At 65.9% G+C, this 15,040-nt stretch carries 16 protein-coding genes; 6 read left to right on the plus strand and 10 right to left on the minus strand.

Annotation, left to right across the window (positions count from 1 at the left end):
• From AC5P9F_RS06965 to AC5P9F_RS06985, 5 genes are all read right to left on the minus strand, one after another.
• Positions 1-1,344, minus strand: coding sequence for an LLM class flavin-dependent oxidoreductase (locus AC5P9F_RS06965; protein ID WP_164225404.1), 1,344 nt, complete (start codon positions 1,342-1,344; stop codon positions 1-3).
• A gap of 17 nt (positions 1,345-1,361) precedes the next feature.
• The gene (locus AC5P9F_RS06970; RefSeq protein WP_065184097.1) at positions 1,362-2,339 is read right to left on the minus strand and encodes an MsnO8 family LLM class oxidoreductase; all 978 of its coding nucleotides are present in this window, start codon (positions 2,337-2,339) and stop codon (positions 1,362-1,364) included.
• A gap of 14 nt (positions 2,340-2,353) precedes the next feature.
• Positions 2,354-2,716, minus strand: coding sequence for a DUF3088 family protein (locus tag AC5P9F_RS06975; protein WP_005409341.1), 363 nt, complete (start codon positions 2,714-2,716; stop codon positions 2,354-2,356).
• A 158-nt stretch (positions 2,717-2,874) separates the two neighbouring features.
• The gene (gene msuE / locus AC5P9F_RS06980) at positions 2,875-3,456 is read right to left on the minus strand and encodes an FMN reductase (RefSeq protein ID WP_065184096.1); all 582 of its coding nucleotides are present in this window, start codon (positions 3,454-3,456) and stop codon (positions 2,875-2,877) included.
• Between the two features lie 52 nt (positions 3,457-3,508).
• Positions 3,509-6,085 (minus strand): TonB-dependent receptor plug domain-containing protein, encoded by a 2,577-nt coding sequence (locus tag AC5P9F_RS06985; RefSeq protein WP_164225402.1) that lies wholly within the window; start codon positions 6,083-6,085, stop codon positions 3,509-3,511.
• A 404-nt stretch (positions 6,086-6,489) separates the two neighbouring features.
• On the opposite strand from AC5P9F_RS06985, the gene ftrA reads away from it, so the two are divergent.
• The 3 genes from ftrA to AC5P9F_RS07000 all read left to right on the plus strand — a co-directional run bounded on the left by ftrA (position 6,490) and on the right by AC5P9F_RS07000 (position 8,596).
• On the plus strand, positions 6,490-7,491 hold the full coding sequence (gene ftrA, locus AC5P9F_RS06990) for a transcriptional regulator FtrA (protein ID WP_164225675.1): 1,002 nt from the start codon (positions 6,490-6,492) through the stop codon (positions 7,489-7,491).
• 95 nt (positions 7,492-7,586) lie between these two features.
• Positions 7,587-8,021, plus strand: a complete 435-nt coding sequence (locus AC5P9F_RS06995) for a BLUF domain-containing protein (RefSeq protein ID WP_329751044.1) — start codon at positions 7,587-7,589, stop codon at positions 8,019-8,021.
• 23 nt (positions 8,022-8,044) lie between these two features.
• A complete protein-coding gene (locus AC5P9F_RS07000) occupies positions 8,045-8,596 on the plus strand; it encodes a chemotaxis protein CheW (RefSeq protein ID WP_224481844.1) in 552 nt (183 codons plus the stop codon).
• 11 nt (positions 8,597-8,607) lie between these two features.
• On the opposite strand, the gene AC5P9F_RS07005 is transcribed toward AC5P9F_RS07000, so the two are convergent.
• The 4 genes from AC5P9F_RS07005 to AC5P9F_RS07020 form a co-directional block, all read right to left on the minus strand.
• The gene (locus tag AC5P9F_RS07005) at positions 8,608-9,108 is read right to left on the minus strand and encodes a hypothetical protein (RefSeq protein WP_005413048.1); all 501 of its coding nucleotides are present in this window, start codon (positions 9,106-9,108) and stop codon (positions 8,608-8,610) included.
• A 92-nt stretch (positions 9,109-9,200) separates the two neighbouring features.
• On the minus strand, positions 9,201-9,788 hold the full coding sequence (locus AC5P9F_RS07010; RefSeq protein ID WP_049395871.1) for a TetR/AcrR family transcriptional regulator: 588 nt from the start codon (positions 9,786-9,788) through the stop codon (positions 9,201-9,203).
• An 86-nt stretch (positions 9,789-9,874) separates the two neighbouring features.
• Positions 9,875-11,644, minus strand: a complete 1,770-nt coding sequence (locus tag AC5P9F_RS07015; RefSeq protein WP_495231900.1) for an oleate hydratase — start codon at positions 11,642-11,644, stop codon at positions 9,875-9,877.
• Between the two features lie 94 nt (positions 11,645-11,738).
• Positions 11,739-12,263 (minus strand): GNAT family N-acetyltransferase, encoded by a 525-nt coding sequence (locus tag AC5P9F_RS07020; protein ID WP_164173361.1) that lies wholly within the window; start codon positions 12,261-12,263, stop codon positions 11,739-11,741.
• A gap of 165 nt (positions 12,264-12,428) precedes the next feature.
• Here AC5P9F_RS07020 and AC5P9F_RS07025 point away from each other — a divergent pair, with 165 nt between their 5' ends.
• The 3 genes from AC5P9F_RS07025 to AC5P9F_RS07035 are packed head-to-tail and all read left to right on the plus strand — an operon-like array spanning position 12,429 to position 13,688.
• Positions 12,429-12,884: an SRPBCC family protein gene (locus tag AC5P9F_RS07025; protein ID WP_024958133.1), complete on the plus strand. Its 456-nt coding sequence runs from the start codon at positions 12,429-12,431 to the stop codon at positions 12,882-12,884.
• 10 nt (positions 12,885-12,894) lie between these two features.
• A complete protein-coding gene (locus AC5P9F_RS07030) occupies positions 12,895-13,227 on the plus strand; it encodes an ArsR/SmtB family transcription factor (RefSeq protein WP_062606310.1) in 333 nt (110 codons plus the stop codon).
• A gap of 2 nt (positions 13,228-13,229) precedes the next feature.
• Positions 13,230-13,688 (plus strand): SRPBCC family protein, encoded by a 459-nt coding sequence (locus AC5P9F_RS07035; RefSeq protein ID WP_049452673.1) that lies wholly within the window; start codon positions 13,230-13,232, stop codon positions 13,686-13,688.
• Between the two features lie 54 nt (positions 13,689-13,742).
• On the opposite strand, the gene AC5P9F_RS07040 is transcribed toward AC5P9F_RS07035, so the two are convergent.
• Entirely contained in the window at positions 13,743-15,029 is a 1,287-nt protein-coding gene (locus tag AC5P9F_RS07040; protein WP_164173358.1) for an alpha/beta hydrolase family protein, read from the minus strand.
• Positions 15,030-15,040 lie beyond the last annotated feature (11 nt).

Genomic DNA, 15,040 nt, shown 5'->3' on the forward strand with positions numbered 1-15,040 from the left:
CTACCCCGCCTTCCGCGCCGGTTCGGCATCGGCCGCATACCGGCTGGCCTTGTACGGCAGCCCCAGATGCTCACGCAGGGTCTGCCCCTGCAGCTCACGCTGGTGGTAGCCGCGGGCCTGCAGGATCGGCAGCACCTGGGTCACGAAATCCTCGAGGCCCTCGCGCTGTGCGGCGAAACCAAGAATGAAGCCGTCGCTGGCACCGGCGTCGAACCAACGGATCAGCTCATCGGCCACCTGCTCCGGCGTGCCGATGAAGTTTGGTCGCGGGCTCACCGCTTCCAACGCCACCTGGCGCAGGCTCAGGCCCTTCTCACGCGCATCCTGCTTGATGCGGTCGGTGGTGGAACGGAACGAATTGCTGCCGATGTCGCCCAGCTCCGGGAACGGTGCATCCGGGTCGTACTGGCTGAAATCGTGGTGATCGAAGAAGCGGCCGAGGTAGGCCAGCGCATCTTCCAGCGTGGCCAGCGCGGCAATCGCCTGGTACTTGGCTTCGGCCTCCTCGGCAGTGCGGCCGACGATGGGACCGATGCCCGGGAAGATCTTCACGTCATTGCCGCTGCGGCCGTGCGCGATCGCCGAGTTCTTCACCTTCTGGGTGAACGCGCGGGTCTCTTCCAGCGACGGCGAATGGGTGAACACCGCGTCGGCGTACTTGCCAGCCAACGCAATGCCGTCGTCAGACGAACCCGCTTGGAAGATCACCGGCTGGCCCTGTGGCGAACGCTGGATGTTGAGCGGGCCTTCCACCTGGAAGAAGCGGCCTTTGTGGTCGAGCCGGCGGAACTTCTCCGGCGCAAAGAACGTGCCGCTGTCGCGCTCGCGCACGAAGGCATCGTCATCCCACGAATCCCACAGCCCCTGCACCACCTCCAGGTACTCGTCGGCGATCTGGTAGCGCAGCGCATGCTCCGGGTGCGGCCGGCCATAGTTGCGACCCGAACCTTCCAACGGTGAGGTCACCACGTTCCAGCCAGCACGGCCGCCGCTGAGCAGATCCAGCGAGGCGAACTGGCGGGCCACCGTGAACGGGTCGCTGTAGGAGGTGGACAGCGTACCGGCCAGGCCGATCTTCTTCGTCGCCGTGGCCAGTGCCGACAGCAGCGAGATCGGCTCGAAGCGGTTGAGGAAGTGCGGAATCGACTTTTCGTTGATGTACAGGCCGTCGGCCACGAAGCCGAACGCGATGCCGTTGTCCTCGGCGGTCCGCGCAATGTCGATGTAGAACTGCAGGTTGACGCTGGCATCGGCCGGGTTGGACGGATGCTTCCAGGCATGCATATGGCTGCCGGGGCCCTGCAACATGATGCCGAACGGAATGTGGCGCGGAGTGGTGCTCATGGAATCGCTCCTGCAGGTCAGGCCACCGCCGCGCGCGGCGCGGGCGACAGCAGTTCAAGGGATGTCAGGCGTGCGTCGAGGTCGGCCACCGGCGCATCGAGGATGAATTCACCCACGCCGAAGCGCCGATGCAGCGCGTCCAGTTCGCCGCGCACGTGCTGCGCATCGCCAGACAACACGCTCGGGCGTGTTTCCTCGATGCGGAAGTCGGCCACGCCCACTTGGCGTGCGTACTCGGCAGCCGCTTCGGGGCTGGGCAGGTTCACCGTCTGCCCGGGACCAAGGTGCAGCTTGTAGACGCGTAGCGCACCGATATGACGCGCTGCGGCTTCGGCAGTCGGCGCGGCGAAGGCCACCGTAGCCAGCAGCGGTGGCTGCGAGGAGACGTTGCGGTAGGCGTCGAACGCGGCCTCGATGTGCTTAGGGTCGCCGTCGAAGTGCGCGGCGTAGACGAAACGCCAGCCCAGCTCGGCCGCCTGCCGTGCACTCTGCGGGCTGGCACCGAGCAGAAAGCGCTCCGGCGCCCGCTGCGGAATCGGCCGCGCCAGCACATCGGCGTCGGCGCCGGACAGATAGCCCTCAAGATCGCGCAGTTGCTGGTCGAAGTCGGCGAACGCCGGGCGCCCCGCTGCCAATGCAGCGGTAGAGGCCGGCAGGCCGCCGGGCGCCTTGCCCACGCCCAGGTCAACACGACCTGGCGCCAGCGCCGCCAGCAGGTTGAAGTTCTCCGCCACCTTGTACGGCGCGTAGTGGCGCAGCATGACCCCACCACTGCCGATGCGGATGCGCCGGGTCTGCGCCAGCACCCAGGCCGCCAGAACTTCCGGTGCGGGGCTGGCCAACGTCGGCGCGGCGTGGTGCTCGGCAAACCAGTAGCGGTGATAGCCCAGCTGTTCGGCGCGCTGCGCCAGCTGCAGGCTGTTGCGCAGCGCCTGCTCCGGCGAGGCGCCTTCGGCCACCGGGCTCTTGTCCAACACGCTGATCTGATAGCTCATGGTCGCGTCCTCGCTCAGGGATGGGCCACGGGGATGCCGAGCAACCCGTTCAGCGCGGCCAGGATCGGTTCGGCACCGGAGATGTACTGGCGGTCCTGGTGCACGCCACTCGCGAGGTCACTGCGCACGCCCTGCGGCAGCACCAGCTTCGGCAGCGACTGGTCCTGCTCGCCGATTTCGGCGATCACCTCCCGGCGCGGCCGTGCGAAACCGATGCGGCGCACGTCCAGCTGCGCGTCCAGGCCGTCGATGCTCGACAGCGCACCTTCCAGCAACAGGCTGTGCCGGCAGAAGAAGCGCTGGCCGGGAATCTGTCCGTCCTCGAACTCACGGTCGAGCAGGAACAGGATGGGCTTGTCGGTTGCGTCCAGACTCACGGGGTCGTCCTCATCGGGGGGGCGGCAATGCGATGCCGCTTCGATATCGATGCTAGAGATGACGGCGGTCGGCACGGCGATGCCAGGCGACAATCGGCGGTCAGATCCGGCCATGCAGATGCGCCTTGGCCATAAGCAAAGCGCCGCCGGTTATGCCGTCAGGCGATCCTTCGCAGCGGCGCCGGTACCGCCAGCGCCTGCGGAGCCAGATGCCCTGCCGCGCGCTCGGCCGCCAGTGCGATGCGCGCCTGCAAGGCTGCACTGTTGATGTGCTCGCCATCGAAGTCGGCAGGCGTGGCATACACCCCGATCGGCAGCGTGTGCGCCTGCAGGAAACTGAACAACGGCCGCAACTGGTGGTCGATCACCAACGCATGGCGCTCGCTGCCACCGGTCGCCGCCAGCAGCACCGGCGTATCCACCAGCGCTTCCAGCCCGATGAAATCGACCAGGTGCTTGAACAGCCCGGGATAGGAACCGCGATACACCGGCGTCGCCACCACCAGCAGACCGGCCGCCTCGATTGCCTGCAGTGCCTGCTCTACGGCTGGCTCCGCTTCATCGCGCGACAGCGACTGCCCCAGCGAACGCGCGATCGGCGCCAGCTCCACCAGCTCCACGCTGGCATGCACCCGCTGCTGCAACGACGCCAACAAGTGCCGCACCAGCAGCAACGTGCGCGACGTCGCCGAGCTGGTCGGTGACCCCACCACTGCCACCACCTTCAATGCAGAAGACATGAAATGCTCCTCGATGATGCCGAACTACGTCCGGCCGCCTTTGGCGTGAACCTCAAAACCGGTAACTGACCCGCCCGTACCAGTACGCGCCGACGTTGCCCAGCACATCGCCGTTGTCCCAGGTCGTCTCGATGCTCGCCACATCGGTGGCACTGCGCGCGTACTCCGGCACCTTGCGCGTGCGCTTGTCGAACACGTTGTTGATGCCCAGCGCCGCACTCCAGCCTGCGCCCAGTTCCACGGCACCGGAGAGATTGGTCACCAGCACCGGCGGCTGCTTGTACTCCACGCCGTTGTTCAGGCGCTTGATCGGGCCGTAGTAGGTGAAGTCGACGTTCGAGCGCCAGCGCCCGTTCTGCCAGCCCAACCCCGCCACCTGCGTGTAGCTGGGCGTACGGAAGCGCAGCGCGTACTCGCTGCTCTTGGTCAACAGGTTGATGTTCGGCAGCCCCTGCAGCGCCGCCGGAATGTCGCTGATCTTCTGGATGGTGGTGCGCCCCACGTTGGCCGCGTAGCTCCAGCGCAGCTTGCCCCAGGCCGTTTCCTGGTTCGCTTCCACGGTCAGCTCGACGCCGCGCGTACGGGTATTGCCCACGTTGGTGAAGTAGCTGGCGTAGAACGCATCACCCGGCAGGATGCTGATGCCGGCCGACCCGAGCAGCGCATCGATGGTGTTCTTCTGCGCCGCGCTCAGCACCGTGCCGCTGTTGTCGGTGACGCGTGCAGGATCCTGCGCGTTGTAGCCGATCTGGCTGGACTGGCCGAGCTGGCCGCGGATGTCGATCTGGTAGGCATCCACGGCCAAGTGGAACGCCGGGCTCGGGTCCCAGGTCACGCCCAGGCTGTAGTTGGTGGCCTTCTCGGGCTTCAGCGGCGTAGCACCCAGCGCAACCGCTGCCGGCGAAGACACCTGCGCCACCAGCGTGGTACCGCACGGGCAGCTGCCAGTGGCCTGGTAGAACTGCGCGCCCAGGCTGGGCGCATGGAAACCATTGCTGACCGTCGCACGTACACCCAACGCGTCGGTGAAGTCGAAGCGCGTGGTCAGGCGGCCGGTGGAGACACTGCCGAAGTCGGAATGGTCTTCCCAGCGCGCCGCCGCATCCAGATACCAGCGCGAGGTGATGTTGCTGGCCGCACCCACGTACACCGCCTTGCTGTTGCGGGTCGCCTTCACCGCGTCCGCAGTGGAATAGCCGACGAAGGCCGCAGCACCAAAGCCGGTGTATGACTCCCACTGCCCTGCCCCACGCTCGTATCGTTCGTGCTGGTACTCGGCGCCCGCGCTCACCTCCAGCGGCGACGCAAACGCCGCCACCTCGAAGCCACGGCGCAGGTCCAGGTTGGCGATGCCCTGCTGGTAGTCCAGCTTGCCGTCATAGAAGTCAGTGGGCGAACGGGGGTACGGCAGCGAGTAGTTCACCGAGTTGCGCGTATAGGTACGCACCGTGCTGCGGTTGCCGGTCAGGCTGGCGTCGTAGTCCCAGCCTGCGATCTGGCCTTTCACGCCCGCGGTGCCGGTGTATTGCTTCTCCTTTGTTTCCAGCACCGGCAGGAAGCCATCGGGAAACACGTTCAGCACGCCTGGAGCCTTGTAGGTGGTGAAGATGGTCGCCGGCAGGCGGAAGTTCTGGATCGCCTGCGCGGTGCGATCGCTGGCGGTGGCATTGGCGTAGAACTGCGCGCTCTCGCCCAGGCCATGGCCCACGTTCACCGCGAACGCCTTCAGCGCATACGACGGGGAGCTGAGGATGGTGTTGGCCTCGGCATTGCGGCTGGCTTCGGCCGGGTTCGGCGATGCGCCGGCCGGCAATCGATTATTCGGCCGCAGCGCCACCAGATTGCCGCTACCATCCACCGCCGGGTAGCTCAGATAGCCATCGATGTAGCGGCGGGTGCGGATCGCATGATGCTGGCGGGTGGTCTCGCCGGAGAGGTTGACGAAGCCATCGGCACCCCACGGCAGGCCAACGTTGGCACGCACGCTGGTTCGCGAGCCATCGCCATCAATACTCTGCCCGCTTTCCACGGCGAACTCGCCACCGTGCGCCTGCGACTTCAGGATCACGTTGACCACACCGGTAATCGCATCGGAGCCATAGATGGCCGACGCACCATCACGCAGCACTTCCACGTGGTCGATGGCCGACACCGGAATCAACGCCAGGTCCGCCCACGCATGGCCTGGGAAGCCGCCCCCATTGGCACCGCTTACATAGGCACTGGCATTGCGGCGCTTGCCGTTCACCAGCACCAGCGTGTAGCCGGGCGACAGGTTGCGCAGCTGGTAGCCACGAATCAGGCTCTCCTGGTCGCTCTGGTAGCCACCAATCTGGCTGAGCGACGGCAGTGCGCGCTGCAGTGCTTCCAGCAGGTTGGCCTGGCCGGTGGCGGTGAGGTCTTCGGCGGAGATCACGTCGATCGGCGTGGAACTGTTCTTCACCGTACGCGTACTGGTGCGCGAGCCGGTCACCACCACGGCATCCAGCGTGGACGCGGCCACGTTGGCCGTCGCAGCGGCGGCAGCAGGATCCGCATCGGCTTCAGCCGCATGGCTGGGCGAAGCGGCGAGGATGGCTGTGATCAGAACAGCGAGAGTGCTCAGGACAGGGGCGTGGGCGGCAGGCATGGGGGCTCGTGGGGGTGGGCCGGAAACACGCTTCCATTCAAGGGCCTGTCCGCCCACCGCGACAGGCGCGATCGCGTCACCCAGCCGTAACATCCGGCCACCCACATGACTGCTGGTAATGACGTTAGGCAGCCCTGCGCACCACGCCCATGGGACGGCGAGCGGCGGGTGGCAGGTGGTGGGTGATGGGCGACAAACGACGGGGTAGAGTCGACTGTTAGTCGACTGCTGTTGGCGATACCGCCTGGAAGCCCGCGCTGCGCGCGATAGTCGACTAACAGTCGACTCTACCCCGTCGGGTGCCCAAGCCAGACGAATGCCCCCCCCGTACACATGCTCCACAGGCATCACCTCATGCCCGCGCAGCATTCTGCGGCGCACATCACCACCCGTAGCATCAAGCCATGCCCAGCCCACCCGCCGATCCCAGCGCACCGCTCGTCGCCATCGTTGCCTGCCACGGCCAAGGGCTGTTCGAGTTCGGCTGTGCGGTTGGCCTGTTCGCGCCGGTGCGGCCGGAACTCGGCGTGGCCTGGTATCGCACCCAGCTGTGCGCGGGTGAACCTGGTGCGCTGCGCATGCTTGGCGGAACGCAGGTGCAGCTTCCCTACGACCTCAGCACAGTTGATGACGCCGACATCATCGTCATTCCCGGTTGGCGCGAGCCCAGCGAGCGCCCGCCACAGGCGCTGCTTGATGCACTCATCCGTGCCCACGGCCGTGGCGCGCGCATCGCTTCGATCTGCTCCGGTGCCTTCGTGCTGGCGTGGGCCGGGCTGCTCGATGGCCGCCAGGCCACCACCCACTGGCGCCTCACCGAAGCGCTGGCACGCGAGTTCCCACACATCGATGTGCGGGAGGATGCGCTGTACGTGGATACCGGCAGCATCATCACTTCGGCCGGCTCGGCCACCGGCATGGACATGATGCTGCATATGGTGCGCAAGGATTACGGTGCGCGCGTGGCCAATCTGGTGGCCGAACGGCTGGTACTGGCGCCGTGGCGTGATGCCGAACGCAGCCAGCGTGTCAGCCGCGCCATTCCCCATGGCGAGCCCACGCGCCTGGCAAAGCTGATGGAATGGATGCGCCGCAACCTGCGCGAGCCGCACTCGCTGGGCAGCCTCGCCGAGCAGGCCGCACTCAGCCAACGCACCCTGCAGCGGCAGTTCCTGGAGGCCACCGGCCTGTCGCCCATCGACTGGCTGATCCGCGAGCGCGTCGCCTACGCCCGCGAGCTGCTGGAAACCACCGATCGGCCGCTGCAGTGGATTGCCGAGCAGGCTGGATTCGGTTCGCAGGAATCGTTCCGTCGGCACTTCCGGGGCCAGGTCGATGCGAGCCCTACCGAGTACCGCAGCCAGCATCGCGGCGGTGTTGGCGCGGATCGGCTGGTGGGCTGCTGATCCAGCTCAGCGCTCTCCAGCGCCACGTGAGAAAAGGCTCACGGCGGACGGTGGAGACCCACGTATAGTGATGGGCGTCACACGAAGCCCCTTCCATGCTCCACGCATTTGCTTACTCCAGCCACATGTCGGCTGGGCTTTCCGATGAAACCCTCCGCCAGATCGTCTCGGGCTCTGCCGCGTTCAATCGCCGGGTGGACGTTACCGGAGCGCTGCTCGTCGACGGGCAGCGGTTTTTCCAGTACATCGAAGGCCCGCCCGACGGCCTGGAGGCGGTCAGGCGCCGCATCCAGGACAGTCGTTCGCACGCCGCCGTCACCCCGGTACTGGACATGGTAATCGGCGCACGCGCCGTACCCTACTGGGCGATGACCCGCATCGAGACCGGGCAGATCGTCGTGTCCGGGCTGGTCAATGCGCGATGGGACGAATTTGGCCATTCCGTTCCAGGCATGGATCAGCTCGTTGGCCTGCTGCGTCCGCATTTCCCACGCATCGGCACCGTCGAGCCGCCACGCGCCCCCGCCTGATACAGACTGAACCGACGCCTTGCGTGCGCCTGCCGACGCGGCCGTGCGCTACGTTCGGGCGTCATCATCAGGATCCTCCTTCCCGCTGTCTTCGCCACGCCCATCGCATGCCAGTACCCGCCCCACCTGCAATGGAAAAACGCGCATCGCCCGCCGACCTGTTCGAGATCGTGATCGTGCGTGCAGGCACCGCCCTGTTCGCGATTGACATCCAGGCTGCCGTCGAAATTCGCGGCCTGGAGGCATTCGGCCCTGCAGACCGCAACGGCAGGCCGACCCTGGAAGTCCGTGGGCAGCCATTACCCGTGGTCGACCTGCGCCGCATGAGCGGCCAAGCGGCATTCGACGGTGGCAGCCCGGCCATGCTGTTGATCAATGCCGGTACCGCAACGCTGGCGCTGGCCGTGGATGAGGTGCTGGAGATTGAGACACCGGACGCGAGCGCACGCGTCCCCGAGCGTGCCGCAGGCCGATCGTTCGGCTTCTGCAGCCGTCACATTCAACTTGACCCGGCGCGCTCGGCTGCACTGATCGAACCGGTGGCACTGCTGGGCGCACTTGCCGCGCCGGAGTGACCGGCGGCGTCTCAGGATCGTCCTGCCAAGGCACGGTTTCGCAGCCTCCAGCACTGCGCGGCCACGCCGATCACGAACACCACCAGGCAGACCAGCAGCGTGTGCAGCACCACCGGGGCCATCGGCGCGGCAGCAATCGGATGCGCTGCCGGCACGCGGGTCAGCGTTTCGTTGACGCCGGGCACCAACGACAGCAGGAAGCTGAAAGACAGCGCAAACGTCGATGCATAAGGTGCTGCGCGCCCCAGCCAGCGCAGCCGCGCGGCCAGCACGCCGCCGAATGCCACCAGCAGCACGATCACCCCGAATGCGTGGCCGGGGTTGATCCCGCCCGTGCTGGACACGGTGAACGAGGTGGCCACCGACAGCACCAGCCCCACCAGGTACAGCTTGCCCGCGCGCGTGGCGGGATCGATTGCGCGATGGCGAATGAAGGCATACAGGCCACTCAACACCGGGATCAGGCTGACAGCGGTATGGATCACGCCAAGCGTGGACAGAGGGTGGGACATGGGACATCTCCAGGGATAGAATGAACCTACTAGTAGGTAGGCATTGGACTCAAAAAGAAGGCCCGCGTCGCCGCAGGCCCACCACACATCTCTCAGAGCGCCGCACTCACCCGCGCGATCGCCAACTGTGCCAGTGCCGCGAAGGTCGCCGCGTCACCAAAACCGCGCGCGGCCAGCATCGCGCCGTGCACCGAGGACATGAACGCCCTGGCCTCGTCCGCAGGGGAACCCTGCAGGCGCAACTGGCCCAGCGCCGCGCCCTTCTCCAGCGTCACCGTCAGCCACCCGCTCAGATCCTCGAAATGCCCGCGCACTTCATCGGCAATCTCCGCAGGGATCATCGGCGCCTCCGCTGCCAGCATCGCGCAGATGCAGAACGACGACGTCCCCCCTGCAATGCAGCTGGACCAGTACTCCACATAGGCGTTGAGCTCCTGCAGCGGGTCGTCCAGCTGCCGGTCCAGCAGCGCCAGGCCTTCGCGCGCCTCGGCCCGGTACAGTTCAACCACCGTGCGCACCAGGTCGGCCTTGCTGGGGAAGTGGTGATGGATGCTGGCCTTGCTGATGTTCACCCGCGCGGACACGTCGGCGTAGCTGAAACCGTTGTAGCCACCGGCCTCCAGCAGCGAACGGGCATGGGTCAGGATCTCCTGGGCCTTGGGCGAGAGCGACTCTTTCATGTCGCCAACCTACTAGTAGGTTGAAACGCTGTCAACTACCCGCTGCCGGGCTCGCCGGGCATGGCCCGGCGCTACCCACGCCCCGCTCAGTCCTCCTGCACCAGCTTGAACTCGCGCAGCAGACCACCGATCTGGGTCTTGTCCAGCTTGTTCATCAGCAGGTTGCGCAGGAACGCTGGCCCGGGAATGTCCAGTTCCTTGCCATCACGCAGGCGCCCGGTCGCGGCCAGCAGCGAGCGCACGTCATACGTGGAATTGAACACCTCCGGCACGCCACGCTCGATCCCCAGCAAGGTGTACACCGCCTCCATCGGCGTGCGCACCGAGTACTCGGTGGTGAAGATGCAGTCGCGCTGCTTCGATTCGGCGAACTGGCCGATGAAAGCGAAGTTCACCGCACCGTCCGGCACCACGTCCGGGCGATCACCGGCCTGGCGCGGCATGAAGAACGCGGTGATATACGGCATCATCACCGGCACCGTCTTCGCGCCCGTCGCCGCCAGCTCGTCGATCTCCTCCACCGGCACGCCCAGGTGGTACAGCCACTCGCGGGTGATCTCCTCGCCGGTGCAGTCCTGCATCGGCTTCTTCACGTAGTCGCCGGGCGTATCCACGAACAACGAATACACCCAGACCACGATCTGGTCCTTGGGCTGGTTCTTGAAATGTGGCTGGCGATTCACCGTCCAGCTCATCAGCCAGCGCGAGTCGCGCACGCTGACGATGCCGCCGGTCACCACTTTGCCGCTGAAGGGATCGCGCTTGGCGATCTTCTGGATGTAGGCCGGAATGCGCGCATCCAGCGTGGTCACCGTTGCCGATTCCCACTTGGTTTCTGGAATGTGCGCGCCGAACACATCCGGACGCCCGAACGCGTCATCCTTCGCGGCAATGCGGCGCCACAGGTCCCAGGCAGGCGCCGGGCCTTCGTTCAGGCGTGCCGCAGTGTGGTGGTCGCCATTATCCGAGTTCTCGGTCAGCGAACCGATGGTCATGAACAGCAGATCATCCGCGCCGAGATCCACGCCACCGGCTACACCGTCATGCATCCAATGGATGCGCGTGGCCTGCTTGCGGTCGGGCTGCAGATCAAAGTCGACGTCGGTCACCTCGGTACCGTACTGGAACACCACGCCCTGGTCCTGCAACCACTTCACCAGCGGCAGCACCAGCGATTCGTACTGGTTGTACTTCGTGAACTTCAGCGCCGAGAAATCCGGCAGGCCGCCGATATGGTGGATGAAGCGATGCAGGTACAGCTTCATCTCCAGCGCCGAATGCCACTCTTCGAACGCGAACATGGTTCGCCAGTACAGCCAGAAGTTGCTGTCCAGGAAATCACGGCCCAGTACTTCGTTGATGCGCTTGTTCTCCATCTCCTGACGGGTGGCCAGGAACAGCGCGATGATGTCCCTCTGTGCCTGCTCGGTCAGCGTGAACAGGCCATCGGTGTGTGCATCCTCGCCGCGATTGATGGTGGCGCGCTGCAGCGAATAGTTCGGGTCGTCCTTGTTCAACCAGTAGAACTCGTCCAGCACGCTGGCATCTTCGATCTCCAGCGGCGGTATCGAGCGGAACAGGTCCCACAGGCACTCGAAATGATCTTCCATCTCGCGGCCACCACGGATCACGAAACCCTTTTCCGGCACCTTCAGGCCATCCAGCGCACCGCCAGGAATCTGCTGCTGTTCAAGAATGGTGATGCGTTCACCGGCCATGCGCCCATCGCGCACCAGGAACGCGGCGCCGGCCAGCGAGGCCAGCCCCGACCCCACAAACCAGGCGCGCTTGCCATCGACACCGGCTGGCTTGCGCGGGCGCGCGAAGGCTTCGTAGTTGCCACTGCTGTAGTACATGCGCTGCTCCTTCCTGGAGGGGGTGACCCCACTCTAGCGCCGAACCGATGTACCGATTCCTGCATGCATGCTGCGACCGAATGACGCAGCGGCGTCAGAGCTGGCGGCCCAGCAGCATGCCTGGCCAGCCGTCCACGTTGAACGGCGCAATTCGCGTGTAGCCGCAGGACTCGTAGAAGCGCACCAGATCACCGCTGCCTCCGCCATAGCAGTCCACGCGCAGATGGTCGAGGCCGGCAGCGCGCGCCTGTTCATCGGCAAACGCCATCAGGCGACGCCCAATGCCGCGCACGCGCGCATCACGCGAGGCCACCAATACCCGCACGTACAGCTCCGGCCCATCGGGCGCCGGCACATAGGGCATCGACTCGCCCAGCGCCAGGAACGCACGCACCTCACCCTGCTCGTTCTGGGCCACCCATGCGCCAGGCAGCGCGCACGCATCGGTCACCTGGGTGATCCGGCGTGGCACCGTGGACCATGGCTCGCTGCCCCATTGCTGCAGATTGCCGATCGACACGAACCATTCGATCACCTCGTCGAACAGCGCCAGCACCGCAGCGGCATCTGCCGCACTGGCGCGGCGGATGGTCAAGGTGTCCTTTCCTGTTTCAGTCATGCACGTACTCCTGTCAACGCGTCAATCAGCTGTCACGAGGATGCCGGCCAGCGGCCAGCACTACCAGGGTCGGAAGTCCCTGGGCCGGATTTGACATGCAGGCATTTACCTGCATATAGTCCATCCCAAGGGCGGCGCCTGCCGGCCCATCGCGAGGAACCTGCAATGGTGGATATCGCACACAGGGTCGGCATCAAGGCCCCCGCAAGCCAGGTGTACCAGGCCCTGGCCACGCCCGAAGGCGTCGCCGCCTGGTGGGCCGAAGACACCCGGGGCGACCGTGAGGTCGGCGGCACGGTCAAGGCGCGTTTCACGAACAACGGCCAGGAGATCGGCGCGATGGAAATGAAGCTGGAACAGCTCATTCCAGGCGAGCTCGTGCTCTGGCGGTTCATCGCCGGTCCCGCCGAATGGATCGGCACCCACGCGCGCTTCGTGCTGAAGCAGGAAGGCGATTACTGCATCGTCCTGTTCACCCATGAAGGCTGGAAGGAGCGCGTCGAGTTCACCTCCCACTGCAGCACCAAGTGGGCGGTGTTCCTGATGAGCCTGAAGGCCCTGCTGGAGACCGGCAAGGGCCAGCCCAACCCCCACGACGTCAGGATCGACAACTGGAATTGAAGACATCCCCATGGCGGTAGACCACGTGCGCGACGCAGACAAGGTGTTCAAGGCACTGGCCGATCCCACGCGCCGGACGCTGCTGGATCTGCTCTGCGAACACAACGGCCAGACCTTGGGCCAGCTGTGCGAGCACCTGGACATGGCCCGGCAATCGGTCACTCAGCACCTGGGTCTTCTGGAAGACGCCAACCTGATCAGCACTGTGCGCCGTGGCCGCGAGAAGCTGCACTTCATCAACCCGGTACCGCTGCATGAAGTCTACGAGCGCTGGGTACGCAAGTTCGAGCAGCAGCGCCTGAGCCTGCTGCATGACCTGAAACGCGAACTGGAAGGAGAATGACGATGTCTGCAGAGTCAACCCGCTTCATCCACGTGATCTACATCGCGTCCACGCCACAGAAGGTGTTCGAGGCCATCACCCGCCCCGAGATCGCCCGCCGCTACTGGGGCCACGAGAACGTCTCGGACTGGAAGCCCGGCTCGCGCTGGCAGCACGTGCGTGCCAACGAAACGCGCTCGGTCGAGCTGGTCGGTGAAGTGGTGGAAAGCACCCCGCCCTCGCGCCTGGTCATCACCTGGGCCGCCGCCTCGCAGGCCGACAACCCGGATGCTTACAGCCGCGTCACCTTCGACATCGTGCCCTATCAGGACATGGTGCGGCTGACGGTTACCCATGAGGAGCTGGAACCGGGCAGCGGCATGGATACCGGCATCCGCCAGGGCTGGCCGATCGTGCTGTCGAGCCTGAAGTCGCTGCTGGAAACCGGCAAGGGATTGGACGTATTTGCGAAGCCGAACTGAGTCGTGCCGCAATCGGCGGCGGAGCGCCATCCGCCGCTGGCGCTCCCCATCCGGTCAATCGCTCAATCTGCGCGAACGTCCATAACTGCCATGCACATCCTGCTTGATCCAATCGGCCAGCAGGCGCAGGTAGCCGTCGGTGATCCGCGTCGACACCCGGTTGCCCTCGGCATCGGTGCGGAACTCGACCATGCCGTGGTCGGTATCCGGGAACAGGTAGGTGTCGATCGGTTGCCCCGACGCGCGCAGGCGCGACAGGATCGAACGCGTGGCGGCAATCGGCGCGGCGCGGTCCTGCTCGGCCAGCACCCACAGCAACGGCACCTTCAGGCGGCGCAGCGCGGCCTCGGCGTCGTAGTCCCAGATCAGCTCCAGGTTGTCGAATCGCGCGCGGCCGATCCGGCGCAGGTCGGCGTCACTCATGCGCAGCATGTCGCCGCTGTATTCGCCGCTGATGTTCTTTGCCCACGGTGCGGCACCGATCTCCGTACGCACCTTCGCCAGCGCCTCGAGCCCTTCTTTGAAATGCGTGCGCATCAACTGCGCGGTCGCGTCTGAAAGCTGGCCGACCTGCTTCATCGCCGTTGCATCCAGCTGCATGCGGCGTGCCTCGTCGAACAGCTGCTCGCGGTCCTCCTCGATCGGCGACACCACCAGGCCGAAACCGATCGCCACGAAATCCGCCTGCGAGCGCGTCGCCGCCAGCGGCGCGATCCACCCGCCCTGGCTACCACCGAAGTAGCCGGCCCGACCGAAACGCCCCGCCGCCAGCTCACGTGCCTTGGCAAGCGCCGCCGCTGCATCGTCAGCCAGCAGCTCGAAGTTCTGGGTGTACTCGCCTTCCGAATCGCCGGTCCCACGCTTCTGGTAGGCGAACACCGAAATGCCCTGGGCCACCAGCATGCGCTGGTAGATCGCCGCCACCGCCATCGTGCGTTCCGAGCCGTGCACCAACACCACCAGCGGCCGCGTCGGGTCTGCCGGCCCTGCCGGCTCGATCAACTGCCCGACCAGCTTGGTTCCCGCGCTGATGAACGTTGCATCGGTATCGCGGCTCGCCAGGCGCTGCCAGCGCTGCGTGGTTCCGGCGGGGGTCCTGAAGCTGACCACCTCGCCGCTGCAGCTTACCGGTGCGTTGGGATCGCCGGTGGCACCGCGTCGCCCGTCCAGCATCAGATAGCGCTGGCCCGTGGCCGGTGCTGCAGCGGGTGCGCCCAGCACCACGAGGTTGCCCTGCCCGTCACCATAGGCGCTGGCCGTGCACAGCTCGGCGGCTGCAACCGGCAGGCCCGAACACACCAGCACCGCCATCAACAACGAACGTCCTTTCCACCCTGCCATGCCCTTTCCCG

This window comes from Stenotrophomonas sp. YJH_SMC_4, assembly GCF_059371575.1.

Bases quoted from the DNA above. Each gene is read 5' to 3' on its own strand.
- AC5P9F_RS06965 (WP_164225404.1), bottom strand. From the start codon at position 1,344: ATGAGCACCACTCCGCGCCACATTCCGTTCGGCATCATGTTGCAGGGC.
- AC5P9F_RS06970 (WP_065184097.1), bottom strand. From the start codon at position 2,339: ATGAGCTATCAGATCAGCGTGTTGGACAAGAGCCCGGTGGCCGAAGGC.
- msuE (WP_065184096.1), bottom strand. From the start codon at position 3,456: ATGTCTTCTGCATTGAAGGTGGTGGCAGTGGTGGGGTCACCGACCAGC.
- AC5P9F_RS06985 (WP_164225402.1), bottom strand. From the start codon at position 6,085: ATGCCTGCCGCCCACGCCCCTGTCCTGAGCACTCTCGCTGTTCTGATC.
- ftrA (WP_164225675.1), top strand. From the start codon at position 6,490: ATGCCCAGCCCACCCGCCGATCCCAGCGCACCGCTCGTCGCCATCGTT.
- AC5P9F_RS06995 (WP_329751044.1), top strand. From the start codon at position 7,587: ATGCTCCACGCATTTGCTTACTCCAGCCACATGTCGGCTGGGCTTTCC.
- AC5P9F_RS07005 (WP_005413048.1), bottom strand. From the start codon at position 9,108: ATGTCCCACCCTCTGTCCACGCTTGGCGTGATCCATACCGCTGTCAGC.
- AC5P9F_RS07010 (WP_049395871.1), bottom strand. From the start codon at position 9,788: ATGAAAGAGTCGCTCTCGCCCAAGGCCCAGGAGATCCTGACCCATGCC.
- AC5P9F_RS07015 (WP_495231900.1), bottom strand. From the start codon at position 11,644: ATGTACTACAGCAGTGGCAACTACGAAGCCTTCGCGCGCCCGCGCAAG.
- AC5P9F_RS07020 (WP_164173361.1), bottom strand. From the start codon at position 12,263: ATGACTGAAACAGGAAAGGACACCTTGACCATCCGCCGCGCCAGTGCG.
- AC5P9F_RS07025 (WP_024958133.1), top strand. From the start codon at position 12,429: ATGGTGGATATCGCACACAGGGTCGGCATCAAGGCCCCCGCAAGCCAG.
- AC5P9F_RS07030 (WP_062606310.1), top strand. From the start codon at position 12,895: ATGGCGGTAGACCACGTGCGCGACGCAGACAAGGTGTTCAAGGCACTG.
- AC5P9F_RS07035 (WP_049452673.1), top strand. From the start codon at position 13,230: ATGTCTGCAGAGTCAACCCGCTTCATCCACGTGATCTACATCGCGTCC.
- AC5P9F_RS07040 (WP_164173358.1), bottom strand. From the start codon at position 15,029: ATGGCAGGGTGGAAAGGACGTTCGTTGTTGATGGCGGTGCTGGTGTGT.